This is a genomic window from Microbacterium sp. MYb62 (genome assembly GCF_002979475.1).
Taxonomy (GTDB): Bacteria; Actinomycetota; Actinomycetes; order Actinomycetales; family Microbacteriaceae; genus Microbacterium.
Genome location: NZ_PCOY01000019.1, coordinates 53,118 through 77,187 on the forward strand (window position 1 = coordinate 53,118; position 24,070 = coordinate 77,187).

Below are 24,070 nucleotides of genomic sequence, written 5' to 3' on the forward strand. Positions count from 1 at the left end.
CGATCATTCGCCGCTGTGAGGAGCTTTTCATGACCGATCGCAATGACGACCTGTTCTCCGCCGCTCGCGCGGTGATCCCCGGCGGGGTCAACTCCCCGGTGCGCGCCTACGGTTCGGTCGGTGGGACGCCGCGATTCCTCGCCTCGGCGAAGGGCGCGACCGTGACGGATGCCGCCGGTCGGGAGTATGTCGACCTCGTCGCGTCCTGGGGCCCGGCTCTGCTCGGCCATGCGCACCCGGAGATCGTCGCCGCCGTGCAGGAGGCCGCATCCCGAGGGCTGTCGTTCGGTGCTCCGACCGAGGGCGAGGTCGAGCTCGCCGCGCTCATCGCCGACCGTGTGCGTTTCGGCTCGATCCGTCCGGTCGAGCGTGTGCGTCTGGTCTCGACCGGCACCGAGGCGACCATGACGGCGATCCGTCTCGCGCGCGGGGCCACCGGTCGCGATCTGCTCGTGAAGTTCGCCGGGCACTACCACGGTCACTCGGACGGCCTTCTCGCGGAGGCCGGTTCGGGCGTCGCGACGCTGGCGCTTCCCGGTTCCGCCGGTGTTCCGGCGCCGATCGCCGCACAGACCCTGGTGATCGGCTACAACGACCCGGAGGCGCTGGCCGCCGTGTTCGCCGAGCACGGCGACCGCATCGCCGCCGTGATCGTCGAAGCCTCCGCCGCGAACATGGGTGTCGTCGCCCCGCTCCCCGGCTTCAACCGCCTCATCGCCGAGACCGCACACGCCCATGGCGCCCTCATGATCCTGGACGAGGTGCTCACCGGTTTCCGTGTGCACCCCGCGGGCTTCTGGGGCCTGCAGGCAGCAGCCGGCGAGGACTACTCGCCGGACATCTTCACCTTCGGCAAGGTCGTCGGCGGGGGAATGCCCCTGGCCGCGCTCGGCGGACGCGCAGAGGTCATGGACCTGCTCGCTCCCCTCGGACCGGTGTACCAGGCAGGGACGCTCTCCGGGAACCCGCTGTCGGTCGCGGCGGGTCTCGCGACGCTGCGGCTGGCGACGCCGGAGGTGTACGCGACCGTGGATGCGGCTGCCGCCCGGGTGTCGGCGGCGCTCGATGCCGCGCTCTCCTCCGCAGGCGTCACGCATTCGGTCGCCTCGGCGGGCAGCCTGTTCAGCGCGTCCTTCCGCGCGTCGGCTCCTCAGAACTACGCCGAGGCGCAGGCGCAGGAGTCGTTCCGATATGCCCCGTTCTTCCACTCGCTGCGGGAGCAGGGCGTCGCGCTTCCGCCGAGCGTCTTCGAGGCCTGGTTCCTCACCGCCGCACACGGCGACGCGGAGCTGCAGCAGATCGAGAATGCCCTCCCCGCCGCAGCGGAGGCGGCGGCAGCCGCACGACCGTAGCCGAGGCCCGGTCGTAGACGAGGTCCGGTCGACGTCGCCGGGACTGTGCGCTCAGACGAACATGACGCGGCGCGGCGACGCATCGGAGTAGACGCGACCGAGCGGGCTGGTCCACTCGATGTCGCCTCCAGCCAATTGTCGAGCGCGCCACCGATGCTGGTCGGCGATGTCGGGATGCTTCAGTGCGTGGTGTCCGCGGCAGAAGTGGCTCAGATTGTCGATCGATGTTCGTCCGCCCCGGGCATGATCGTGGTTGTGATCGATCTGACACCGATGGACGGGCGTTCGGCAACCAGGGAATCGACAGTGTTGATCGCGTGCCTGGAGATGTCGACGCATCGCCGCGGTCGGAGCATAGGCGGCGGTGGCGGTCACCATGCCGAGGTCATCGAGGAAGAGGCGCGACCATCCGCCGTTCCGTCCGGCGAGATCGCGGGCGACGTCGGGGTGGAGCGGACCGACGCCGTCGAGCTCCGCCGGCCGGCCGTCGGCTCCGAGCAGGGTCTCGGCCGCGATCGTGACCTGGATGCGGGCCTGGATGCCCTCGAGCCCGGTGCCGTTCGCGGCCGACGGATCGCTGGCGAGAAGCAGGTCACTGAGCAGGTCGGTACGAACCTCATCGATTCCGCGGTCGTCGACGGCAACATGGCCGGCATCGCGCGACGGGTCGGTCGTGTAGGTACCGCTCTCGCCGAAGATGACGTGTGGGTCGAGCGGGGCCTCTCCGAAGCTGACCCCTCCGAATCGTGGATCGTCGTATCGGGGATCGCCGAGGTGGTGGTCGTCGAGGAGAGGATCGTCGCGGAAGACGGCATCCGCGGTCAGATCCTGGAGGAAGACCGGATCATCGCCCGAGTCGAGGTCGTCCGAGGAGAGCATCGGCTCGTGGTCGACAGGGAGGCTCCGGTCGGATCGCGTGGCGATGACCTGCTGCGCGAGTCGGGTCAGGCGGTCGAGGATCGCGTGGGCGAGATGCTCCGGCAGAACCACCTGCAGCAGAGCGAGTCCGTCGTCGAGCGAGCGCACGGTCACCGAGCGCTCACCCCGCGCGCGCCGATGCCGCTCGACGACAGTCTCACTCGCGAGGGAGGACGCGATCTGCCGCACCATCGCGCGGGTTCGCGCGGGGGAGTCGTGCTCGGCCACGACGAGCGCCGCTGCGTCATAGAGCGAGACGGTGTCCGGGGCTGCCCGCCCCTCGCGGACCGCCAGGCGAACGACCATGCCCTCGCGGATGATCTCCCGGACGTGGGCGGCACTGATGGATCCACGGTGGAACGAGTCCCGTACCGCCGGATGCTCGGCTTCGAGGAGGCGGGCGTCGGCGAAGGCGTACTCGATGCTGCCCTTGGACACGCGCCCGGCGGCGGAGTACTCGGCGATCATCGACCGATGGATGGCCTCACGATGCTGCGGAAGTTCGCGCACGTCGTCGTCGAGCACGTGCAGACGATCAGCCAGGAGCGCTGACGCTTCTGCCTCGAGCGCGGCGATCGCCCGCCTCTTCTCGACCCACGCGTCGAGGAGCATCTCGCGCTGCTCGAGGTGGTTCGTGGAGGATGCCATGAATCGAGTATAGTACGTATGTTCGAATATCGAAAGGGGAATCCGGATGACTGGTGCCGACCGACAAGGGATCGTTGCGTTCCTGTGAGCAACTTCCAGACAACTGGCAGGGCGGCGCTGGCAGACTGGGTGGCATGGTGACGTTGCTGCTGGACCAGACGCAACTCGAGGTCGTGCTCTCGCCGATCGAACGTGCCGCCACCTTCCACAGGGACAACCTCCGGATCGCCCGCGACACCATCACCAAGGTCCAGCTGACGGAAGACGCCTGGACCTGGCTCCGCGGCGTGCCGAACCCGGGGACTCACATTCCCGGTGTGCTCGCTGCCGGCAGCTGGAAGGCTGCCGGCAGCCTCGACTTCGTGCTGATCCGCCGACGCCGTCCGAGTGTCGTGATCGACCTCGAAGGCGATGAACAGTACGGTCGCCTCATCCTCACCACGCGGCACGGGCTCGCGCTCACTCAGGCGCTGCGACTCGACGTGTCGTCCGAGCCGGCGAGCGTCGAGGAGATCGTGGCCACCGCGCCGACCCCCGTCTCGAAGGGGAGTCGTCGGCCCGTCATCCGCCCCCGGCCCGCCTGACATCAGACACAGAACGCCCTCCGCGACCCGAAGGTCCGGAGGGCGTTCTCGTCAGCGGAACCGCTCAGCCGTGGTGATTCTGGCCATCGTGATGGTCGTCGCCATCGTGGTGATTCTGGCCATCGTGGTGATTCTCGCCATCGTGATGGTCGTCGCCCGGGTGCTCTTCCTCGGAGGGCTCGCCATCCGTGCCGGTGTCGGCGTCACCGTCGAGGTGCTCATCGCTGTCACGATCGTGGTTCTCACCGTCGGTCGATCCCTCGGGGGCTGTGTCCGCATCGGTCGCGTCGTCGTCGGTCGCGTCCTCGTCGGTCGCGTCCTCGTCGGTCGCGTCCTCGTCGGTCGTCTCGTTGTTCGTCGCCCCGTCCGCGGTACCCACGGCGTCATCGTCGCTCGCAGGCTCGTCGGTGCTCGTTTCGGCGGTACTGGTCTCTTCGGCCGCAGGCTCGTCGGCCGCAGGCTCCTCGGTGCCGGCTTCCTCGATGCCCGTTCCGTCGGAGCTGGTCTCGTCGTTCACGGAGGCGTCGGTGTCGGTTTCGTCGGTACCGACCTCTTCGACGGCGTCATCCGCGGACTCCGATACCGAGACGGTGTCGATGACACCGGTGGATGCGACCGTCCAGTGCGTACCTTCATCCGAGGCGCCTTCGTCCGAGGTGCCTTCGTCCGAGGTGCTTTCGTCCGTGGTGCTTTCGTCCGTGGTGCTTTCGTCCGTGGTGCTTTCGTCTGTGGTGCTTTCGTCCGTGGTGCCGTCTTCCGAGGCGTCTCCCTGCGAGGCGCGGGCGTCCGCACGCAGCGGGTAGTCCCGCGGCTCGTCCTCGTAGTACGCACGCGCGGCTGCGGCGAGCATCGAGCTCACTGCTGCCGATCGGGGGTCGTCCTCGGCATCGGACATGTCGCTCGCCGTGTCGGCATCCTCGTCGGCGGAATCGGGGGCCCCATCAAGCTCGGCGAAGATCTCGACCCCGCTGTGGTCGTCATCGCCTGACGCGGCGTGTGCCGGCGACTCCGCTGCTGAATCCGCGGATGCGGGATCGGCGGCACCGAACGGCGTCGTCGCGGCGGCGGCAGGCGCCGAGGAACCGAACAGGATCTCATCGAAGGACTGGGGCGAAGCCCCCTCCGTCGACGCTGCGTCGGCGGAGGCGTCCTCGGTCTGGGCGTCGTCGCCTTGCTCGTCATCCGACTCGGACGCGTCTGCGTCGACCGCACTCGCCTCGTCGGCCGACGCCTCGGCGCCGTTCGCCTCGTCGGCAGGTGCCTCGTCGGCAACCGACACCGATTCCTCGTCCGTCGAGTCCTCGTCCGTCGAGTCCTCGTTCACCGCACCGGCGGCGGCGGAGGCGAGGTCATCGCCCACGGCCTCGTCGGCAGGAGTGGCGGCGGCCTCGGCAGCCCAGGCGGCGGCCGCCGCGACCGGGATGGCGACCACGGAATCGGCAGGTGCCGGAGGAACGTCCGCATCTGCATCTGCATCGGCGTTTGCGTCAGCGTCGGGGCCGGTCGGAGCCGGTGCGACGAGGGGTGCCGCGACATCGGCGTTCGGCAGGAGCCGGCCTCCGCGCATCAGATCGATGAAGACGTCTTCCAGCGTCGGTCCGCGCTGCACGAGCGTGCTCAGGGCGATCCCGGCGTCGGCGGCGACCGCGCCGACCGTGCCGGCGTCTCCGCCGCGCACGGTCAGTCCGGAGCGCAGCACCTCGATGTCGAAGCCGGCAGCGGACAGGGCCGCCGTCAGTGCACCGCGATCCGCGGCATCCACGATCACGGAGCCGCCCTTCGTGTCGGCGAGCGTCTCGATGCCGCTGGCCAGCACCAGCTTCCCCTTCGAGAGGACGAGCACGTTGTCGGCAACCTGCTCCACCTCGCTGAGGACGTGCGACGACACGAGCACCGTGCGTCCTTCGTCGGCGAGACGACGCATCAGCAGTCGCATCCAGCGGATGCCCTCGGGGTCGAGTCCGTTGGCGGGCTCGTCGAAGACGAGGGCGCCGGGGTCGCCGAGGAGTGCGTGTGCGACGCTGAGCCGCTGGCGCATACCGAGGGAGAAGCCGCCGATCCGCGAGTCGCCCTCGCCCTCGAGGCCGACCAGCGAGAGGACCTCGCTCACGCGGGCCAGCGGGATGCCGTTCGCCTTCGCGGCGATGGTCAGCTGGCGTTCGGCCGTACGGCGGGGGCGGTAGACGGTCTCTTCGAGAACCGCACCGATCGTGCGCAGCGGCTGGCGGAGCTCGGCATAGGCCGTGCCGCCGATCGTCGCGGTTCCGGATGTGGCGCGCACCTGGCCGAGCAGGATGCGCAGCGTGGTGGTCTTGCCGGCTCCGTTCGGGCCGAGGAAGGCGGTGACGGCGCCGGGCTCGACGCGCGCGGAGAAGTCCGAGACAGCGGTCACCTCATTGAAGCGCTTCGTCACGTGCGTGAACTCGAGCACCTGTCCTTCAGGCATCCGTGACCTCTCGTCGCATTTGAACAGTTCCTCCCTATCCTGCCGGAAAAGCCTGTCGGATCCCGCATTTCGCGCGGAATACCGCCCTTGGAGAGGAGGTAGCCTGGCACGCGTGACCGATTCTCAGGCTGCGTCCCGTGTCCTCGTCCGCACCGAAGGGGCGCTCGGGCGACTCACCCTCAACCGTCCGGAGGCGATCAACGCCCTCGATGAGGAGATGATCCAGATCCTCACCGAGACGCTCGACGCCTGGCGCGACGACACCGACGTGCAGATCGTGCTGATCGACGGCGCGGGAGACCGCGGCATGTGCGCCGGTGGTGACGTGCGCGTGCTGCACGCGCAGATCGTCGCAGGACAGGCGGAACGCACGGCGGAGTTCTTCCGGGCCGAGTACGCGTTGAACGCGATGATCGCGGAGTATCCCAAGCCGATCGTCGCCTTCGCCGACGGCATCACGATGGGCGGCGGCATCGGTCTGGCCGGTCACGCGGCGATCCGCATCGTGACGGAGCGCTCGAAGCTCGCCATGCCCGAAACCCGCATCGGCTTCACCCCCGACGTCGGGGGCACCTGGCTGCTCGGGCGGGCGCCCGGCCGCTTCGGCGAGTACTTCGGCCTGACCGGCGCCGCCATGAGCGGAGCGGATGCCGTATACCTCGGCTTCGCCGACCATTTCGTGCCGTCGGACCGTCTGGACGCGCTCAGCGAGGCACTCGCGTTCCGCGCGGACCCCACCGGCCCCAGCGAGATCGTGCTGCTCTTCGACGAGACACCCGAGCCCACGCAGCTGCCGGCGGCGAAGGAATGGATCGACGAGGCGTTCTCGGCGCCGACCGTGAGCGAGATCATCGAGCACCTGCACGCGCGGGGAACCACGGATGCCGCGGCCACCGCCGACCTCCTCGAGGGGCTCGCACCGACCGGCCTCACCGTCACGCTCGACGCCGTGCGCGAGGCGCGCGAGCTGCCGGGACTGCGTGCCGCGCTCGAAGGCGAGTACCGACGGGTGCTGTGGTTCGTCAACGAGCACCCCGACCTGGTCGAGGGCATCCGGGCGCAGCTCGTCGACAAGGATCGCAACCCGAAATGGGACCCGCCGACGCTGGCGGAGCTGTCCGCGGACGCCGGTGCCCCCGCCCGGGCGTACGTGCCGCAGCCGCCGCTGTTCTGAGGCGAGCTGTTCCGGGGTCAAGCGCGGGGCGGGGGAAGTCACCGCTTCGTAAGGAGTATTCCGGGACGGCGGCGACCGGTCTTGCGTAGCGTCGGGGTCATGACGTCTTTCACAGTGAATCTCCTCAAAGCGGAACCGGACATCTACCGCGCACTCGACGCCTTCTCGGACTCCGTCGACGAGGCGTGCGCGGCCAACGGCATCGATGAGAGGTTGAAGGAGCTGACGACCGTGTACACGTCGCAGTTGAACGGATGCGCGTACTGCAACCGCGCGCACTCGGAAGACGCGATCGCCGCCGGTGTGGAAGCCGACACTCTCCTGCAGCTCGCGACCTGGCGGGAGAGCGGGGTGTTCAGCGAACGGGAGCGGGTCGCCCTCGAGACCGCCGAGGCGTTCGTCCACATCCCCTCCGGGGCGCTCCCCGAAGAGCTCGGACGGCGTGCTCTGGCCGTCTTCACCGAGAAGGAGTTCGCCGCGCTCTCGTGGCTGTGCGTGGCCTACAACGCGATCAATCGCGCCATCGTCGTGAGCGGGCTCCGCGTGGCCCCGCAGTCGGCCTGATCCGTCGGAATCGTCTTCTCGTCCTCGGTCTAGTCCTCGGCCTCGTCCGTGTCTTCGGCGGTGGTCGCCGCCTCGGAGTCCGGGCGTGGCTGCCAGATCGTCCGGAACACATCGACGACGTCATCCGGATCGGCACCGACGGCCCCGGCCTCGTCGACGAGCTCGCGGATGCGCCGCATCACGGATGCGGGGAGCACGCCGGCCGACTCGGCGACCCTGGTGCCTGCGGCTGTGCGCGAGATCACGAGACCTTCCCCCTCGAGCATCTTGTAGGCGCGGGCGGCGGTGCCGGGGGCCACCCCGAGATCGCTCGCCGTCTGGCGGACGGTCGGCAGCCGCTCGCCCGCGCCGAGCTGCCCGGAGACGATGAGTCCGCGCAGCTGGCGGTAGATGTCGAGCGCCGGGTTGGCCTCGTCGGCGGGCGACAGCTTCGGATTCGAGCTCACCGTGCGGCCTCCGCGTCTGCCGTGCTCTCGACCGGAGCATCCGAGAGCGGGCCGTACCCCAACTGTGCCGTCACGAGGAGCAGCAGCACGAACGCCGTGATCTCCAGGGCCGGCGCCAGCCAGCCGCCGATGGCGGCGATCTCCCCGTATCGCCAGAAAACCTCATAGGACTCGCTGCCGCCGTCGCTCTGGATGGTCAGCCCGGTGAGGGTGCCGGCCTCGGCGATGAAGCGCCACGCCCCCGCGAGGGCGAGCAGGGCGCCGGAGGTCACGATCCGCGTGACCCCCTTCGCGATGTCGCGGCGTTCGCGCTGCTCGGCGATCACGATCTCGGGGTGGAGGAACGCGCGCGCCGCGTTGGCGTGCAGAGCGGCCGCGGTCACCGCCACGAGGACGGCGGTGCAGATCAGGACGGGGATGCCGTAGGCCCACCCGTAGAACCAGGGGCGGATCGGGTCGATGGACTCGTTCGAGACGCCGATCTCGAGGTAGACGTAGGGGCCGTCGCCGATGCGCGAGGAGGCCATGCCCGCGGCGACCGAGGTGGCGATGAGGGAGAGCAGTGCGGTGACCGCGCCCAGGGAACCGATGCGGGGACTGAAGGTCAGCCAGGTGCGACGGGAGGAGAGGGCCGGGCGCTCCGGTCGGGAGCTGCCCCGTGTGGCGATGAGCACCAGCAGGACGCCGATGCCGATGGACGCCGTGAACACGGGTGCCGCGTACCGCCACCAGGACACGACGCCGTTGAGGTTCAGGGCGTAGCCGGTGATCAGGTTCTCGGCGAGGAAGACGGCGATGACGGCGATCGCGGAGATGCCGAGCATCCGATGCTCGGGCGCGTAGCGGGCGACGATTCCGCCGGTCGCGGTCGCGGGGAGTCGCGCACCGCTCTCCTGGCGTGCACGCCGACGGGGAGAGGCGACGATGCCGACGGCGATGATCGCCGCGAGGATCAGCGAGACCCACGGCATCGAGAGGACGGCGCCCAGCAGCTGTGCGGGATCGCCTGACCAGAGGTCGGGTGCGGGCGGGGAGGCGATGATCGCGGGCATGGGGTGTCCGTTCTGTTTGTATCATAGGTCTATCACAAGTTGTATCAGTGAGTAAACACAACATGGACCGCCGGTTCTGTCCTCCTGTTGTTCGCCCGCGTGCAGAAACCGCTGATCGCACGAGAAACCGGTTCGCTGTCAGCGAAGGTCCACCGTCAGGGGGATACGAATGTCGGTGCTTCGTGGCACTCTGTCTTGTGGCCGGTTGTCGGTCGGCATCCGTCTGCCGAGAAACCCGCCGCTTCATCCTTCCTAGAAAGTCCGCCTGTGCTGGGAAAAATCCTCGTCCGCTATCTCTCTCGATATCGATGGCTCCTGCTCGCCGTGCTGGTCTTCCAGCTCGCCAGCGTGGCAGCGACCCTCTATCTCCCGCGCCTCAACGCCGACATCATCGACAAGGGCGTCGCCCGGGGTGACACCGCCTACATCTGGGGCACCGGCCTGTTCATGCTCGCCGTGTCGCTGGGGCAGATCATCGCCTCGGTCACCGCGACCTACTTCGCGGCACGCGCCGCGATGGGCGCCGGCCGCGACATCCGCGCCGACGTCTTCGGCAAGGTGAGCGGCTTCTCCGAGCGCGAGGTGTCGCAGTTCGGCGCCGGCTCGCTCATCACCCGCAACACCAACGACGTGCAGCAGGTGCAGATGCTCGCCATGATGGGCGCCACCATGCTCGTCACGGCGCCGCTGCTCGCCATCGGCGGCATCATCTTCGCCGTGCAGACCAACGTCGGCCTCAGCTGGCTGATCGCCGTCTCGGTGCCGTTGCTGCTGATCCTCGCCGCGCTCGTGATCGGGCGCATGGTCCCGCTGTTCCGCAGCTACCAGGGCAAGCTCGACAACGTCAACCGCATCATGCGCGAGCAGCTCACCGGCGTCCGCGTCGTGCGGGCGTTCGTGCGCGAGCGCATCGAGGAGGAGCGCTTCCGCGGTGCGAACACCGACATCATGGTGGTCGGCCGCAAGGTCGGCTCGCTGTTCGTCCTGCTGTTCCCGCTGTTCATGCTGATCCTCAACGTGACCGTCGTCTCGGTCATCTGGTTCGGCGGCATCGAGGTCAACAACGGCACCGTGCAGGTCGGCACGCTCTTCGCCTTCATGCAGTACATCGGCCAGATCATGGGCGGCGTCATCATGGCGAGCTTCATGGCGATGATGATCCCGCGCGCCGCGGTCTCGGCCGAGCGCATCGGCGAGGTGCTCGACTCCGAGTCCACGCTGATCCGTCCGGAGGACGGCGTCACCGCGTTCCCGGTCCCCGGATCCGTGGCGCTCGACGACGTCGAGTTCACCTACCCGGGCGCCGACTCCCCGGTGCTCACCGGCATCAGCTTCGCGGCGGAGCCGGGCGAGACGGTCGCGATCGTCGGATCCACCGGATCGGGCAAGACGACCCTGATCTCGCTCATCCCGCGGCTCTTCGACGTCTCGGGTGGTGCCGTGCACGTGGGCGGCACCGATGTGCGCGAGGCCGACGTCGAGTCGCTGTGGGACAGCATCGGCCTGGTGCCGCAGCGTCCGTTCCTCTTCACCGGCACCGTCGCATCGAACCTGCGCTACGGGCGTGAGGAAGCCACGGACGAAGAGCTCTGGAAGGCGCTCGAGATCGCGCAGGGCCGCGACTTCGTCGAGGAGATGCCGGATGGCCTGGAGTCCCGTATCGCCCAGGGTGGCACGAACGTCTCGGGCGGTCAGCGGCAGCGTCTCGCGATCGCGCGTGCGATTGTGCACCAGCCGCAGATCCTCGTGTTCGACGACTCGTTCTCGGCTCTCGACCTGACGACCGATGCGCGATTGCGCCAGGCGTTGTGGCGGGATCTTCCGCATGTGACGAAGATCGTGGTCGCGCAGCGCATCTCCACCATCACGGATGCCGACCGCATCGTCGTCCTCGAGGGCGGCACCATGGTCGGCGTCGGCACGCACGAGGAGCTCCTCGAGACGAGCGACACCTACCGTGAGATCGTCGAGTCGCAGCTGGGGGTGGACGCATGAGCGAGCAGAACAAAGAACAGGCCAAGGTCAAGCGCGGCCGCGGCAAGGCGGCAGCGCCCGTGGCCGAGGTCGAGCTGACCGCCGAGGAGAAGTACGAGGCCGAGCTCGCGGAGCAGGCCCGTCAGAACTCCGGCGACTGGGACAGCGTCGCGCCCGGCAAGGCCGACAACTTCGGGCCGAGCTTCGCGCGCATGATCGGGCTGCTGAAGCCCTCGGCCATCTGGTTCGTGTTCGTGTCGATCCTCGGCGCGATCGGCGTGGTCCTGACGGTCGCGGCGCCCAAGGTGCTCGCGGAGGCGACGAACCTCGTCTACAAGGGGTTCATCTCCATCCAGCTCGGTCAGCCGAACGGCGACTTCCCCGGCTTCCCCGACGGCACGCCGCAGGACGTCGTGGTCGAGGCGCTCCGCGGCGCCGGTCAGGACGACTTCGCGAATCAGGTCGGGGCGCTGGGTGACTTCACGGTCGGCCAGGGCGTCGACTTCGATGCCCTGCGGATGGTCATCGCCGCGGTCCTCGCGATCTATGTGGCCGCGGCCTTCCTGACCTGGATCCAGGGTTACGTCATCAACGTGATCATGGTGCGCACCATGTGGCGCCTGCGCGAGTCGGTCGAGGCGAAGATCAACCGTCTGCCCCTGTCGTACTTCGACAAGGTGCAGCGCGGTGAGCTGATCTCCCGCGTCACGAACGACATCGACAACATCACGCAGACGATGCAGCAGTCGCTCTCCGGAGCGCTGACCTCGGTGCTCACCGTGATCGGCGTGCTCGTCATGATGTTCTCGATCTCGTGGCAGCTCGCCCTCGTCGCCCTCATCACGCTGCCGCTGATGGGTGTGATCTTCGGGATCATCGGACCGCGTTCGCAGAAGGCCTTCGGCACGCAGTGGCGCAAGGTCGGACGGCTGAACGCCCGTGTCGAGGAGGCATTCTCCGGTCACGCGCTGGTCAAGGTCTTCGGACGCGAGAAGGATGCGCTCGACAAGTTCCAGGTCGAGAACGAAGAGCTGTTCCAGGCGAGCTTCAAGGCGCAGTTCCTGTCCGGCATCATCATGCCGGCGATGATGTTCGTCGGAAACCTCAGCTACGTGGGCATCGCGGTGCTCGGCGGTCTGATGGTCGCGAACGGCCAGCTCCGTCTCGGAGACGTGCAGGCGTTCATCCAGTACTCGCAGCAGTTCACGCAGCCGCTGTCCGAGCTGGGTGGCATGGCTGCGGTGGTCCAGTCCGGCACGGCATCCGCCGAGCGGGTGTTCGAGCTGCTCGACGCCGACGAGCAGGAGGCGGACGACGCCGATGCTCCCGAGCTGGTGGAGGGCAAGGGCGTCATCGAGTTCGAGAACGTCGCGTTCTCGTACACGCCGGAGCGTCCGCTGATCAAGGATCTGTCGTTCCGCGTCGAGCCGGGCCAGACCGTCGCGATCGTCGGTCCGACCGGTGCGGGCAAGACGACGCTGGTCAACCTGATCATGCGCTTCTACGAGCTCAGCGGCGGACGGATCATGCTCGACGGCCAGGACATCGCCGGGGTGACCCGCGACGAGCTGCGGTCGCGCACCGGAATGGTGTTGCAGGACCCGTGGCTGTTCGCCGGCAGCATCCGCGAGAACATCCGGTACGGCCGCTCCACGGCGACCGACGAAGAGGTGCTCGCCGCCGCCAAGGCGACGTACGTCGACCGCTTCGTGCACGCCCTCCCCGAGGGCTACGACACGGTGCTCGACGAGGATGCCGCGAACGTGTCGGCGGGTGAGCGTCAGCTCATCACCATCGCCCGCGCGTTCGTCGCCCAGCCCTCGATCCTCATCCTCGATGAGGCCACGTCGGCGGTCGACACCCGCACCGAGCTGCTCCTGCAGCACGCGATGGCCGCGCTCCGCGAAGGACGCACGTCGTTCGTGATCGCGCACCGCCTGTCGACCATCCGCGACGCCGACCTCATCCTGGTGATGGAGCACGGCGACATCGTGGAGAAGGGCACGCACGACGAGCTGATCGCCGCGCAGGGTGCCTACTGGCGCCTGTACCAGTCGCAGTTCGAGCAGGCGGCGACCGACATCGACGCCGAGGATGCGCTCACCGGATCGACGCCCGTCGTTGTCTCGGGCGAGGCCGACGCTTCCGAAGCCGCCTCATCGGAGGCGGCGGCCGCCGTGGCCGGTGCCTCGGTCGGAGCGAACGTCCCGGCCGCGGAGGTCGCCGCGGCTCAGGCACTGCTCGAAGACGGAGCGGACGGCAGCAGCCGTCGCCCCTGATCCGCAACACGCCTGATCCGCATCACACGACGCCCCACCCCGGTCATCCGAGGTGGGGCGTCGTCGTGCTGCGGCCGCGCGCGCATAGCTTTCCAGGGATGCGATACGGCTCCGGCGGATCAGGGACGATCGGCGGTGATGCCGAGCAGCTCGAACGGATGGGTCAGTCGCCACCAGGGACTCGGCCCCTCGATGTCGTCCGCGAGGACGAGCGGCGTCGTCGCGGTGTCGAGGGGGCCGGTGGTGGTGAGCGTGCCGACAGCGCCGTCCTTGTCGCGCTCGTCGCCCAGATCGAAGTCCGCAGCGGCGGTGGCGAGTGCGCCGTTCCACAGCACCACATCGGCGTCGGCCTCGGTGATGATGTCGACGTCGTCGCCCCACAGCGTCGAGACCCGGCCGACGACCGTGCTCTCGGCGACCGCCGGTTCCTGCGTCTGCAGTGCGTCCTCCGCCTCGGCGAACAGCGACCGGGTGAGGGCGAGTCGCTCCTCGTTGCCGTCCTGGTTCAACGCCGTCGCGAAGAGATGCACCGTCGTCTCGCCGATGGTCACGTCCTTCGCGGCGAGCAGGTTCCAGCCGACGAGAGTGCCGGTCTTGACGCCGACCACCCCGGGATCGGCGAGCATCCCGTTCGTGTTCACGACGGTGCCGGCACCGGGGAGGTCGACGGACACCGTGCCGACGATCTCTGCGAACACCGGGTTCTGCATCGCCCGCTCGGCGAGCGCGATGAGAGCTTCCGGGGTGGCGACGTTGCCCTCATCGAAACCGGACGGAGTCACCACGGTGATGCCGGTCAGTCCGCGTTCGCGCAGCCAGACCTCGGCCGCCCTGGCGAACTCGCGGTCGGAACCCCAGATCTCGGCGGCCAGCCGGTCGATGTAGTTGTTGGCCGAGCCCATGAGCGTGCCCTGCAGCAGCTGGTACTCGGTCAGAACCCCGCCGACCGGGACGTCGAGAGCCGACTGGTCGCTGCGACGGTAGTCCCAGTACGCCACGCTGTCGCTGCGGGTGAAGGCGAACTCGGGACCCTGCTCACCCGGAGCGAGCGGCATCCGATCGAGCACCATCAGGCTGCTCACGACCTTGGTGATGCTCGCGATGCTCACGGCATCGGGGATCGAGGCGACCGTGCTCAGCCCCGCGATGCCGACGGCGCCGCTTCCCTGCGCCGGCCACGTGACCGCCGCGGGCGGAGCCGGAGTGGTCTCCACCTCGACGACCTGCACCGTCGGCGGCACTTCGTGCAGAGGCCAGAGCAGGGTCGTGCCGGCGTATGCGGCGGCCAGGGTGATGATCGTGGCCAGCGGCACCAGGACCCCCGGACGGAGGAACGCCGGCCGCAGATGCGCGTCACGCAGCAGCCCGGCGGTCTTCTCGGTCTCCGGGGCGTCGTCGAGCGTGGCCAGAGGAGAATGCGTCGCGATGGTCGCGGTGTCGACCCAGGTGAGCGCCGTGGCCGTCGTCTCGTCATCCGCCCATTGGGGCGCCGCAGTGTCCTCGAGCGGCTTCGGATCGGCGGCGGTGGCGACGGCGACGGTGGCGTCGGCGGTGGCGTCGGCGGCGTCGGCAGCGTTCCGGCGCGCTTTCGGGACGAAGGGCGGTTTCGTCAACGGAGGCGTCAGCGCCTCCGGTGCGGTGCCCGATTCCGGTGCGGTGCCCGATTCCGGTGCGGAGCCGGGTTCCGCCGCCTCGACGGCCGTCGGCACCGGGGCGGTGGTCAGCAGCGCTCCGACCGCGGTGGCATCGGCAGGTCCGGAAAGGACGGCGGACGACGGGGTGTCGGAATCGCCGACGCCCGTCTTCTCGTCGGCGGGATCGGAAGCGGTCACTCGTTTACGGTACCCAATCCCCGGCACGTTCTGCGGCGCACGGTCCCGTCGTCGCGGGGTGTCGCGAACGGGTAGGATCTTCAGCACAACCACGGGAGTCCGGCGAGCCGGGCTGAGAGGGAGCGAATCGCGCTTCGACCGTCGAACCTGATCTGGGTCATGCCAGCGCAGGGAGGAGTTCAGATGAGTACGCCTACGTCCACATCCGCGCAGCAGGCATCCGCCGCCGCGAAGGGCCTGCACCGCACGACGATCTGGCGCTGGCGCGTCGTCGACATCGTCGTCGCCGCCGTCCTCGGCGTCGCTATCGGTCTCGTGTTCTGGGGCTGGAACACGATCGGCTACGCCTGGTTCGGCGCCGCTGATGCCCTGACGCCCGGCCTCGGCGGCATCGCCGTCGGCATCTGGCTGCTCGGCGGGGTGGTCGGCGGTCTCGTGATCCGCAAGCCGGGTGCCGCGCTCGTCGTCGAGCTGGTCGCCGCGATCGTGTCGATGCTGATCGGCAACGTGTGGGGCATCTCGACCGTGCTGTCCGGCATCGTGCAGGGCCTCGGCGCGGAGATCATCTTCGCGCTGTTCTTCTACCGTCGGTTCGGGATCGGAGTCGCCGCCCTCGCCGGTGTCGGAGCCGCGGTCGCCGCCTGGGTGTTCGAGTTGTTCTACGGCAGCTCGCCCAACATCCTGAAGTCCGTCGAGTTCAACACGATCTACCTGGTCAGCGTGGTCGTCTCCGGAGCGATCCTGGCCGGTGTGGTCGGCTGGCTGCTCGTGCGCGCCCTCGCCGTCACCGGGGCGCTCAACCGCTTCGCCGTCGGGCGAGAGCACGTGCGCGAGGTCTGAGCGTGACCTTCGCCTCCCCGGCCCGCGTGCAGGCTGCGGGCTGGGGCTGGCGGTACGCCGGTCGAAAGCGTCCCGCCGTCGCGGACGTCTCCTTCACGATCGAACCGGGTGAACGCGTGCTGCTGCTCGGCGCCTCCGGCGCAGGGAAGTCGACACTGCTCGCCGGCCTCGCCGGCGTGCTCGGAGACGACGACGAGGGGGAGCGGACCGGGTCGCTCCGCATCGATGGCGCCGCCCCCGAGTCGCGCCACGGTCAGGTGGGGCTCGTCCTGCAGGACCCCGATGCCGGGATCGTGCTGTCGAAGGTCGGCGACGATGTGGCGTTCGGCTGCGAGAACCTGGGTGTCGCGGCGTCCGAGATCCCCGGCCGCGTCGCCGAGGCGCTGGATGCCGTCGGCCTCGATGTTCCGCTGCACCGCCCCACGAAGGCTCTCTCGGGCGGACAGAAGCAGCGCCTGGTGCTCGCCGGCGTCCTCGCGATGCGCCCGGGACTGCTGCTGCTCGACGAGCCCACCGCGAACCTCGATCCCGAAGGTGTGCGGGAGGTGCGCGCGAGCGTGGAGCGCGCCGTCGCTTCCACCGGTGCGACGCTGATCGTCGTCGAACATCGCACGCCGATCTGGGTCGATCTGATGACGCGGGTGATCGTGCTCGCGGCCGACGGAGGACTGCTCGCCGACGGCGCGCCGGATCAGGTGTTCGCCGCCCACGGCGACGTGCTCGCCGACGCCGGAGTGTGGGTGCCCGACCGCGGCATCGACCTTCCCGTGGGGGAACAGGTGGCGGCATCCGATGTCCTGATCGCCGATGCCCTCACCGCATCCGGTCTCGCGGTCGCGAGGGAGCCGGGCGTCGTGGTGCAGGCGGGACTCGACCTGCGGGTGCCGCGGGCGAACGCGACCGTGATCACGGGGCCGAACGGGGCGGGCAAGTCGACGCTCGCGCTCACCCTGGCCGGGCTCATCCCGGAGCAGGCAGGGGAGGTGCGGTCTGCGCCCGAACTCGCGGGTCGCAAGGGCACGCGCCCCATCCGCTGGACCTCGCGCGAGCTGCTGACCCGTATCGGCATGGTGTTCCAGGAGCCGGAGCATCAGTTCCTCGCCCAGACGCTGCGCGACGAGCTCGCCGTCGGCCCTCGGGCGCTCGGCTGGGACCGTGCGAAGACGGATGCCGTCGTCGACGAGCTGCTCGAGCGTCTCGGCCTCGCCCCGCTCGCACTCGCCAACCCGTTCACGCTCTCCGGAGGACAGAAGCGGCGGCTGTCGGTCGCGACCGTGCTGGCGGGGGCACCAGAGGTGATCGTGCTCGACGAACCGACCTTCGGGCAGGATCGTCGCGGGTGGATCTCGCTGGTCGCCCTGCTGCAGGACGAGATCGCGCGCGGTCGGTCGATCATCGCCGTCACGCACGACGACGCCGTGATCCGGCACCTCGGCGGCCACCGCATCGAGCTGGGGGCGGCGTCGTGACGATGACCGAGACCACGCGGCCGGTGTGGCTCGACGGCGTGAACCCGGTCACGAAGCTGCTGCTGGCGGTGCTGCTGTCGGTGCCGCTGTTCGCGTCCATCGACGTCACGAGCGCGCTCGCCGCGATCGTCCTGCAGCTGCTCTGCCTGCCGTTGACCGGGTTGCGTCTGTCGACCGTGCTGAAGCGGCTGCTGCCGATCGCGATCTTCGCACCGATCGCCGGCGTGAGCATGCTGCTGTACGCGGAACCTGCCGGACGCGTCTACTGGAGCTTCGGCTTCGCGACGATCAGCGAGGACTCGATCACGCTCGCGATCGCGGTGAGCCTGCGCGTCGTCGCGCTCGGACTGCCGACGATCCTGCTCTTCGGCGGCACCGATCCGACCGAGCTCGCCGACGCGCTGGCCCAGGTCGCGAAGCTCCCGAGCCGTTTCGTGCTCGGCATCCTCGCCGGCACGCGGATGCTGGGCCTGTTCCTCGACGACTGGCGCACCATGGGCCATGCCCGTCGTGCACGCGGTGTGGGGGATCGGGGTGTGCTGCGGCGATTCTTCTCGATGGCCTTCGTGCTGCTCGTGTTCGCCGTGCGGCGCGGATCCAAGTTGGCGCTCGCGATGGAGGCGCGCGGCTTCGGCTCCGGCATCCCCCGCACCTGGTCGCGGCCGTCACGGCTGCACCCGCGGGATGCGGTGGCGCTGATCGGGGGCATCGCGATCATGACGCTCGCGCTCGCCGCCGCGGTTCTCCTCGGGACGTTCCGCTTCGTCTGGAGCTGACTCGCGCTAGCCCGGGTCCGGCTGGAAGTAGCGGTCTCTGTGCAGTGCACACCGCTCGTTAAACGGTGCCGCGCAGGCGGGGCAGGCCGCCACCGTGAAGTACTCCGCGATCGTGAGCTCGTGCCCGCACGCGCCGCAGAGGATCGCGTCCCTGTCGTGCTGATCCGGCGCCCACTGTTCCGCCGGGTGCCCCGCCGACTCCTCGTGGCAGAGATGACACGGGTAGTAGTCGCCGCAGCAGGCGAAGCGGATCGCGATGATGTCGGTCGCACCCCGGTAGTGCACGCACCGCGTCATGTCATCGACGACGGCGCCGAAAACCGGAGGCCGACCGGAAGACGGGGGAGACTCGCTCACGTCTCGTTCCAGAGTCTCCGGTAGTACTCGAGTCGTTCGCGGTCCGGTTCGACGCCGTAAGCCTCGATGAGCGTGTCCTCCCACCCGGTGCCGAAGTTCCACAGCGTGCTCATCGAGGCGACCGCGATGTCGGCCCAACGGTCGGCGACGCCCAGAGCGGCGAGATCGACGAACGCGGTCGGGCGCCCCTCGTCGTCGAGAAGCGTGTTCGGCATGCACGCGTCGCCGTGGCACACCACCAGCTGGTCGACTGGTGGCGCCTGGAGCAGCTCCTCTGGCACGATCGTGCCGCGGTCGGCAGCATGGGAGATCCGCCATTGCGTGCTCCACTCCCACGGGCACTCGGCCACCGGCAGGGCATCGTGCAGCGCTCGAAGGCCCGCCCCGACCGCCCGCACCGCGGTCTCCGGCTGCTCGGCCCAGCGAGGGTCGACGGCGCTGCTCGCATCGATCGCGACCGTGACGAGCCACTCGTGCGAGTCATCCTGGCCCTGCTCGAGCACCTCCGGCGCGGAGATCCACTGTCGCGCCCAGCGCATGCGCTCGGCCTCGTCGCGCATGTTCGCCTCGTCGTCGAGCGGACCCCACTTGATGTACCGGCCGTCATCCGTGCGGAACGTCAACCCGCCGAGACCGTTGCGCCAGACCGGTACGAGTGCGGCACCGTCGGCGAGTTCGCGAACCCGCGTCGGCACGTCGAGGGAGGCGGAGGGGATGCTCATCCGTCCATCCTGCCCGACGGGATCGCCGTGAAGTTCGTCATCGGCTCTCGTCACGCAGGCTGCGCAGATACGCGTTGTACGCGTCGAGCTCGCTCGTGCCGTGCGCATCCGCATAGCGATCGGCGGCGGCGGCGCGGGCCGTGTCGTCACGGAACCAGCGATGCATGACGTAGACGAGCATCAGCAGGGTCGGGGCTTCGCCGTATGACCATGCCAGCCCACCGGCCAGCTGCTGGTCTTCGAGCGGATCCATCCCCAGTGCCAGAGTCGGTGCGACGAAGTAGTCGACGAGCATGGTGGTCGCCATCATCAGGAAGACGCCGAAGAACGCGTGCAGGGCGGCTTCCGCGAAGACGTCGAGGGCCCGCCCGCCGTGGCCGAGGCGCACCGGAAGCGGGTCGGAGCTCAGCACGGGGATCGCGAAGAGGATGCCGACGACGAGGAACCCGACCTCCAGGGCGAGGTGGCCTCCGGGTGCTGCGAGCACCCGATCAGCGAGACCGGCCAGGTACAGCCCGTAGAACGCGATCAGGTACACCGGCAGCGCGATCCACGGGCTCAGCAGCCACCGGGCGATCCGGCTGCGTAGGCCGGCGTGGGCGGCACGCAGGACGACGGCACCCGCCCCGCGGTGCGGCACCGCGCGCAGGAGGAGCGTTCCCGGTGAGCCGAGCACCAGCAGCGGCGGGATCGCGATCATGAGGGTGAGCTGCTGGAACATGAACACCGACATCAGCGCATAGCCGTACACCTCGACTCCGAGGCCCGTGGTGGCCGCGAGCGCGACGCACCCCAGGAGGAAGACGACGGTTCGCCAGACGGGCCACCGACGGTGCTGCCGCCACAACCGGATCGCCCCGGCCAGATAAGCGACCGCCAGCACTGCCGCGACCAGGGGCAGGAGGGGGAACGGTCCCGCCGCCGGAGTGAGGAAGGCCGGTGTGAGGAAGTCCGAGAAGGTCGGCGGTGCATCGGGCATCCAGTCGTTCATCCGGTCGCGTCCTCCCGCGAGCCGTCGGGCCGGTCGATGGTCTGCGCAGTCCGCGCCGCCGCCCGCTGGTCGATCCAGAGCCCGACGACGAGGACGACGCCCCCGATCGCGAGCGCGACATCGGCGAGGTTTCCGATGAACCAGTTCCCGTAGGCGAGGAAGTCGGTGACGTGACCACGACCGAATCCGGGAGGTGCGAGCAGACGGTCCAGCACGTTCCCGATGGCGCCTCCGAGGATGAATCCGAGCCCCCAGGCCCGCCCCTTCGTGCGGGCGCGGGTCGCGGCGACGAACAGCGCCACCACCGCACCCACCCCCACCACGGTCAGCAACCAGGTCGCCCCTGACCCGAGCGACAGGATCGCGCCGGGGTTGAAGGCGAGCTGCAGACCGAGTGCGTCGCCCAGGAGGGGTATCCGCTCCGTCCGGCTGAGTCCTGCGATCGCGGCGGCCTTGCTCGCCTGGTCGATGAGCACGACGATGCCGGCGACGACGAAGGCGATCCCATACCGGGGGCTGTTCTCACGCAACATCGGAACCCTCTTCTCTTGCAGCGGCCTCCGCACGGTCGCGCCGACGCCGCGCGCGCCCTGAGAGGAGAACGCCGAGCGCGCCGGCAGCGAGGAGGAAACCGATCCCGAAGAGGAAGGCGACGCCGAGGAAGCCGAGATCGGTGCGCTGCACCCCCTGTTCGCCGTTCTGCTGTTCATGCGTGGTGCGGGAGGTGGGAGTCGGGGTCGGGGTCGGAGTGGGAGCAGAGGTCGGAGTGGGAGTCGGGGTCGGAGCGGGAGCGGGCGTCGCCGTGCGGCTCAGCGTCGAAGTCGATGAGCGAAGATCCACTCCGGGGGCGTCGACGGCACCGCGCTGCTCGCCAGCGGCTGCCGACTCCGCACCGATGAACATGATCAGGGCACTGAGAACCGCCACAGCGATCGTCGTGCGGACCGGATGCCGAGAGGTGGTGCCGACCGGCCGGCTCACCGTCCCGGCCTGTCGGGAGCGAGCGGTTCGCCGTCGTTCGATGTGCGTTTCATGGGGTCTCCTTCGATGGGGTGAGCACGGGCGTGGCGTCGGATGCCGTCACGCAGGGGTCGCGTGATTCCCGGTGGGAGCGGGCGCGATCCGGATGCCGGGGCGTGCGCACGCGACGCAGGAAGCCGAGGAGCCGCGCGATGCCGGCGGAAGGCGTCGTCCTGATGACGGCGCGCCGACGATCAGGTTCGGGAGAGGCCGAGCTGGATCAGGGAGATCGCGGTCACGCGGGGGTGCATGGGGGCAGCCAGGGCTGAGGGCAGCGCGTGCGGCTTCTCCCGGAGGGTCGAGCGCTGTCCTGGGCGCCGGAGCACGCGCGACAGCAGGAGCATCGCGGCGAGGCCGCACAGCACCCCGAGAATGCAGAGTGCGGCACCGGCGAGGGCGCTCGTCCCGGTGGCCGGAAGCGCGGCCGGTGTCTGGTCCTGGTCCACCGCGGCAGCGCTATCCACCGCGGCAGCGTTGTCCACCGAGGCAGCGTTGCCCGCGGCAACGGCGTCGTCGAACGCTTCGATGGACGCGGCGGCGAGTGAAGGAGCCGCTCCGTTCTCCCCGGCATCGCCGTGGGCGGTCACCGCGAAGGCGAAGAGGAGCAGGAGCGCCAGGCACGCAGTGGTAATGAGGCGCATTATCATCGGCCGGTCGACAGGCGCCGTGGATCGGTGGATCCCGGGCGAGCGGCGCATTCTCCGGATCCTACTCCCACGACTTATCGCGTTCCTTCGAGCGGGAGACGGGAACTAGGCTCGGTCTCGACGCAGTCGCTCAGAGTCGTGGTGGAACCAGGAACCACGTAGGCTGATACTGCGTTCCATCAATGCATGTCGCACGACGACGTTCGAAGGAGAACATCAGATGCAGATCAGCGGACAGGGTGCACTCATCACCGGTGGGGCCTCGGGCCTCGGACTCGCCACCGCGCGCCGACTCGTCGCCGCCGGCGCCCACGTCACGATCATCGACCTCGCATCGTCGAAGGGCGCTGAGGTCGCGGACGAGCTCGGCGGACTGTTCGTCGCCGCCGACGTCACGAGCGCCGACGAGGTGCAGGCCGCCGTCGCCGCCGCGCAGTCGACCGCCCCTCTGCGCGTCGTCGTGAACTGCGCGGGCATCGCGCCACCCGCGAAGGTGCTCGACCGTGAGGGCAATCCGGCCGTGCTCTCCGACTTCGAGCGCGTGATCCGCATCAACCTCGTCGGTACGTTCAACGTCATCTCGCAGGCTTCCGCCGTGATCGCCAAGAACGAGCCCCATGACGAAGAGCGCGGCGTCATCGTCAACACCGCCAGCGTCGCCGCATTCGACGGCCAGATCGGCCAGCCCGCGTACTCCGCTTCCAAGGGCGGCGTGCACGCGATGACCCTCCCGGTGGCGCGCGAGCTCGCCCGCTACGGCATCCGGGTGTGCACGATCGCCCCCGGCATCATGGAGACGCCGATGCTGATGGGCCTCCCGCAGGCGGCGCAGGATTCCCTCGGCCAGCAGGTTCCCTTCCCGTCGCGCCTGGGCCGACCCGACGAGTACGCCGCCCTCGTGCAGCAGATCGTCGAGAACGGCTATCTCAACGGGGAGACCATCCGCCTCGACGGTGCCATCCGCATGGCCCCGAGATAACCCGCCATTCCGGCTGAGAACCCAGGAGAACCCATGTCCCTTGCAGGCAAGACCATCCTGATGTCGGGCGGCAGCCGCGGCATCGGCCTCGCGATCGCGCTGCGGGCCGCCGCCGACGGCGCGAACATCGCCATGCTCGCGAAGACCGACACCCCGCATCCGAAGCTCGAGGGCACGATCCACACCGCCGCCGAGGAGATCCGCGCCGCGGGCGGCAATGCGCTGCCGATCGTCGGCGACGTGCGCGATGACGACGACATCACCGAAGCCGTCTTGAAGACGCAGGGTGAGTTCGGCGGCATCGACATCGTCATCAACAACGCCAGCGTGATCGACCTCTCGCGCTCGCTCGACCTGGGGGCGAAGAAGTACGACCTGATGCAGGACGTCAACGTGCGCGGCACGTTCATGCTCTCGCGTGCGGCCGTCCCGATCCTCAAGGACGCCGAGAACCCGCACATCCTCTCGCTCTCGCCGCCCCTCAACCCGTCCCCGAAGTGGCTCGGCGCCCACACCGGATACACGCTCGCGAAGTTCGGCATGACCATGGCCACCCTCGGGCTGGCCGCGGAGTTCGCCCGCGACGGGATCGCCGCCAACACGCTGTGGCCGCGCACCACGATCGCGACCGCGGCCGTGCAGAACCTCCTCGGCGGCGACAAGGTCATGGCCGCGAGCCGCACGCCCGACATCTACGCGGATGCCGCCTACGCCGTGCTCCTGAAGCCCGCCGCGACGTACACGGGACAGACGCTCATCGTGGAGGACGTTCTCGAGGCCGACGGTGTCACCGACTTCTCGGGCTACGCCGCGATCCCGGGAACTCCCGACAACGCCCTGTTCCCCGACATCTTCCTCGACTGAGCTTCCGGAGGGATCCTGGGTGCTGCCGAAACGGAGACGATCCGTCACCGGCAGTGCGTGTCGGGTGAGGGCGCGCCGGCGCGCACACCGTTCGTCTCCGTTTTCGCACGGGGGGACGGGCGGGAGGCAAGGGCTG

At 69.3% G+C, this 24,070-nt stretch carries 22 protein-coding genes and 1 riboswitch; of the genes, 11 read left to right on the top strand and 11 right to left on the bottom strand.

The genetic code is table 11. The annotated features are described in order from the left end of the window. Positions 1-29: 29 nt before the first annotated feature. Positions 30-1,352: a glutamate-1-semialdehyde 2,1-aminomutase gene (locus CQ042_RS15960; RefSeq protein WP_105671438.1), complete on the top strand. Its 1,323-nt coding sequence runs from the start codon at positions 30-32 to the stop codon at positions 1,350-1,352. 51 nt (positions 1,353-1,403) lie between these two features. Here CQ042_RS15960 and CQ042_RS15965 read toward each other — a convergent pair whose 3' ends face one another. Next, positions 1,404-2,918: an HNH endonuclease signature motif containing protein gene (locus tag CQ042_RS15965; protein WP_105671439.1), complete on the bottom strand. Its 1,515-nt coding sequence runs from the start codon at positions 2,916-2,918 to the stop codon at positions 1,404-1,406. Positions 2,919-3,052: 134 nt separating this feature from the next. On the opposite strand from CQ042_RS15965, the gene CQ042_RS15970 reads away from it, so the two are divergent. Continuing rightward, on the top strand, positions 3,053-3,502 hold the full coding sequence (locus CQ042_RS15970; RefSeq protein WP_105671440.1) for a hypothetical protein: 450 nt from the start codon (positions 3,053-3,055) through the stop codon (positions 3,500-3,502). Positions 3,503-3,566: 64 nt separating this feature from the next. On the opposite strand, the gene CQ042_RS20620 is transcribed toward CQ042_RS15970, so the two are convergent. Next, entirely contained in the window at positions 3,567-5,948 is a 2,382-nt protein-coding gene (locus tag CQ042_RS20620) for an ATP-binding cassette domain-containing protein (RefSeq protein ID WP_219844870.1), read from the bottom strand. A gap of 112 nt (positions 5,949-6,060) precedes the next feature. On the opposite strand from CQ042_RS20620, the gene CQ042_RS15980 reads away from it, so the two are divergent. Both CQ042_RS15980 and CQ042_RS15985 read left to right on the top strand, forming a co-directional pair. Then, positions 6,061-7,122 (top strand): enoyl-CoA hydratase/isomerase family protein, encoded by a 1,062-nt coding sequence (locus CQ042_RS15980; protein ID WP_105671441.1) that lies wholly within the window; start codon positions 6,061-6,063, stop codon positions 7,120-7,122. A 99-nt stretch (positions 7,123-7,221) separates the two neighbouring features. Then, positions 7,222-7,686, top strand: coding sequence for a carboxymuconolactone decarboxylase family protein (locus CQ042_RS15985; RefSeq protein WP_105671442.1), 465 nt, complete (start codon positions 7,222-7,224; stop codon positions 7,684-7,686). Between the two features lie 29 nt (positions 7,687-7,715). Here CQ042_RS15985 and CQ042_RS15990 read toward each other — a convergent pair whose 3' ends face one another. Both CQ042_RS15990 and CQ042_RS15995 read right to left on the bottom strand, forming a co-directional pair. After that, complete coding sequence (locus CQ042_RS15990; protein WP_105671443.1) at positions 7,716-8,132, bottom strand: GntR family transcriptional regulator; 417 nt, start codon at positions 8,130-8,132, stop codon at positions 7,716-7,718. Further along, positions 8,129-9,184, bottom strand: a complete 1,056-nt coding sequence (locus tag CQ042_RS15995; protein WP_105671444.1) for a hypothetical protein — start codon at positions 9,182-9,184, stop codon at positions 8,129-8,131. The genes CQ042_RS15990 and CQ042_RS15995 overlap by 4 nt, the downstream gene beginning before the upstream one ends. Before the next feature lie 267 nt (positions 9,185-9,451). On the opposite strand from CQ042_RS15995, the gene CQ042_RS16000 reads away from it, so the two are divergent. Both CQ042_RS16000 and CQ042_RS16005 read left to right on the top strand, forming a co-directional pair. Continuing rightward, positions 9,452-11,179 (top strand): ABC transporter ATP-binding protein, encoded by a 1,728-nt coding sequence (locus tag CQ042_RS16000; protein WP_105671445.1) that lies wholly within the window; start codon positions 9,452-9,454, stop codon positions 11,177-11,179. Beyond that, positions 11,176-13,437 carry an ABC transporter ATP-binding protein gene (locus tag CQ042_RS16005; RefSeq protein WP_105671446.1) on the top strand — a complete coding sequence of 754 codons (2,262 nt, stop codon included), beginning with the start codon at positions 11,176-11,178 and terminating at the stop codon, positions 13,435-13,437. Before CQ042_RS16000 ends, CQ042_RS16005 begins: the two co-directional genes overlap by 4 nt. A 119-nt stretch (positions 13,438-13,556) precedes the next feature. On the opposite strand, the gene CQ042_RS16010 is transcribed toward CQ042_RS16005, so the two are convergent. Next, entirely contained in the window at positions 13,557-15,269 is a 1,713-nt protein-coding gene (locus tag CQ042_RS16010; protein ID WP_105671447.1) for a D-alanyl-D-alanine carboxypeptidase family protein, read from the bottom strand. Between the two features lie 81 nt (positions 15,270-15,350). Then, positions 15,351-15,460, top strand: a riboswitch (TPP riboswitch). Between CQ042_RS16010 and CQ042_RS16015 the strand changes: the two genes are divergently transcribed. The 3 genes from CQ042_RS16015 to CQ042_RS16025 all read left to right on the top strand — a co-directional run bounded on the left by CQ042_RS16015 (position 15,453) and on the right by CQ042_RS16025 (position 18,354). Beyond that, positions 15,453-16,109, top strand: a complete 657-nt coding sequence (locus tag CQ042_RS16015; protein ID WP_105671448.1) for an ECF transporter S component — start codon at positions 15,453-15,455, stop codon at positions 16,107-16,109. It overlaps the preceding riboswitch by 8 nt. After that, the gene (locus CQ042_RS16020; protein WP_374954475.1) at positions 16,106-17,578 is read left to right on the top strand and encodes an ABC transporter ATP-binding protein; all 1,473 of its coding nucleotides are present in this window, start codon (positions 16,106-16,108) and stop codon (positions 17,576-17,578) included. The genes CQ042_RS16015 and CQ042_RS16020 overlap by 4 nt, the downstream gene beginning before the upstream one ends. A 2-nt stretch (positions 17,579-17,580) precedes the next feature. Next, positions 17,581-18,354, top strand: a complete 774-nt coding sequence (locus CQ042_RS16025; RefSeq protein ID WP_105671449.1) for an energy-coupling factor transporter transmembrane protein EcfT — start codon at positions 17,581-17,583, stop codon at positions 18,352-18,354. A gap of 6 nt (positions 18,355-18,360) precedes the next feature. Here CQ042_RS16025 and CQ042_RS16030 read toward each other — a convergent pair whose 3' ends face one another. The 6 genes from CQ042_RS16030 to CQ042_RS16055 form a co-directional block, all read right to left on the bottom strand. Further along, positions 18,361-18,711, bottom strand: a complete 351-nt coding sequence (locus CQ042_RS16030; protein ID WP_258132279.1) for a CHY zinc finger protein — start codon at positions 18,709-18,711, stop codon at positions 18,361-18,363. After that, positions 18,708-19,433, bottom strand: a complete 726-nt coding sequence (locus CQ042_RS16035; protein WP_105671451.1) for an aminoglycoside 3'-phosphotransferase — start codon at positions 19,431-19,433, stop codon at positions 18,708-18,710. Before CQ042_RS16035 ends, CQ042_RS16030 begins: the two co-directional genes overlap by 4 nt. A 37-nt stretch (positions 19,434-19,470) precedes the next feature. Beyond that, positions 19,471-20,424 carry a cytochrome c oxidase assembly protein gene (locus tag CQ042_RS16040; RefSeq protein WP_258132280.1) on the bottom strand — a complete coding sequence of 318 codons (954 nt, stop codon included), beginning with the start codon at positions 20,422-20,424 and terminating at the stop codon, positions 19,471-19,473. Further along, a complete protein-coding gene (locus CQ042_RS16045) occupies positions 20,421-20,957 on the bottom strand; it encodes a signal peptidase II (protein ID WP_105671452.1) in 537 nt (178 codons plus the stop codon). The genes CQ042_RS16040 and CQ042_RS16045 overlap by 4 nt, the downstream gene beginning before the upstream one ends. Further along, a complete protein-coding gene (locus CQ042_RS20535; protein WP_181157598.1) occupies positions 20,947-21,351 on the bottom strand; it encodes a hypothetical protein in 405 nt (134 codons plus the stop codon). Before CQ042_RS20535 ends, CQ042_RS16045 begins: the two co-directional genes overlap by 11 nt. 287 nt (positions 21,352-21,638) lie before the next feature. Next, positions 21,639-22,085 carry a hypothetical protein gene (locus tag CQ042_RS16055; RefSeq protein ID WP_146115417.1) on the bottom strand — a complete coding sequence of 149 codons (447 nt, stop codon included), beginning with the start codon at positions 22,083-22,085 and terminating at the stop codon, positions 21,639-21,641. 226 nt (positions 22,086-22,311) lie between these two features. Between CQ042_RS16055 and CQ042_RS16060 the strand changes: the two genes are divergently transcribed. Then, positions 22,312-23,070: an SDR family NAD(P)-dependent oxidoreductase gene (locus CQ042_RS16060; RefSeq protein ID WP_105671455.1), complete on the top strand. Its 759-nt coding sequence runs from the start codon at positions 22,312-22,314 to the stop codon at positions 23,068-23,070. A 33-nt stretch (positions 23,071-23,103) separates the two neighbouring features. After that, positions 23,104-23,934, top strand: coding sequence for an NAD(P)-dependent oxidoreductase (locus tag CQ042_RS16065; protein WP_105671456.1), 831 nt, complete (start codon positions 23,104-23,106; stop codon positions 23,932-23,934). Positions 23,935-24,070: the final 136 nt, after the last annotated feature.

What these genes read in the sequence shown, in the direction of transcription:
- CQ042_RS16005 (WP_105671446.1), top strand. Translation starts at nt 11,176, where the DNA reads ATGAGCGAGCAGAACAAAGAACAGGCCAAGGTCAAGCGCGGCCGCGGC.
- CQ042_RS15970 (WP_105671440.1), top strand. Translation starts at nt 3,053, where the DNA reads ATGGTGACGTTGCTGCTGGACCAGACGCAACTCGAGGTCGTGCTCTCG.
- CQ042_RS16040 (WP_258132280.1), bottom strand. Translation starts at nt 20,424, where the DNA reads ATGAACGACTGGATGCCCGATGCACCGCCGACCTTCTCGGACTTCCTC.
- CQ042_RS15965 (WP_105671439.1), bottom strand. Translation starts at nt 2,918, where the DNA reads ATGGCATCCTCCACGAACCACCTCGAGCAGCGCGAGATGCTCCTCGAC.
- CQ042_RS16045 (WP_105671452.1), bottom strand. Translation starts at nt 20,957, where the DNA reads ATGTTGCGTGAGAACAGCCCCCGGTATGGGATCGCCTTCGTCGTCGCC.
- CQ042_RS16035 (WP_105671451.1), bottom strand. Translation starts at nt 19,433, where the DNA reads ATGAGCATCCCCTCCGCCTCCCTCGACGTGCCGACGCGGGTTCGCGAA.
- CQ042_RS15960 (WP_105671438.1), top strand. Translation starts at nt 30, where the DNA reads ATGACCGATCGCAATGACGACCTGTTCTCCGCCGCTCGCGCGGTGATC.
- CQ042_RS16025 (WP_105671449.1), top strand. Translation starts at nt 17,581, where the DNA reads ATGACCGAGACCACGCGGCCGGTGTGGCTCGACGGCGTGAACCCGGTC.
- CQ042_RS15995 (WP_105671444.1), bottom strand. Translation starts at nt 9,184, where the DNA reads ATGCCCGCGATCATCGCCTCCCCGCCCGCACCCGACCTCTGGTCAGGC.
- CQ042_RS15985 (WP_105671442.1), top strand. Translation starts at nt 7,222, where the DNA reads ATGACGTCTTTCACAGTGAATCTCCTCAAAGCGGAACCGGACATCTAC.
- CQ042_RS16055 (WP_146115417.1), bottom strand. Translation starts at nt 22,085, where the DNA reads ATGCGCCTCATTACCACTGCGTGCCTGGCGCTCCTGCTCCTCTTCGCC.
- CQ042_RS16065 (WP_105671456.1), top strand. Translation starts at nt 23,104, where the DNA reads ATGTCCCTTGCAGGCAAGACCATCCTGATGTCGGGCGGCAGCCGCGGC.
- CQ042_RS20620 (WP_219844870.1), bottom strand. Translation starts at nt 5,948, where the DNA reads ATGCCTGAAGGACAGGTGCTCGAGTTCACGCACGTGACGAAGCGCTTC.
- CQ042_RS16060 (WP_105671455.1), top strand. Translation starts at nt 22,312, where the DNA reads ATGCAGATCAGCGGACAGGGTGCACTCATCACCGGTGGGGCCTCGGGC.
- CQ042_RS16015 (WP_105671448.1), top strand. Translation starts at nt 15,453, where the DNA reads ATGAGTACGCCTACGTCCACATCCGCGCAGCAGGCATCCGCCGCCGCG.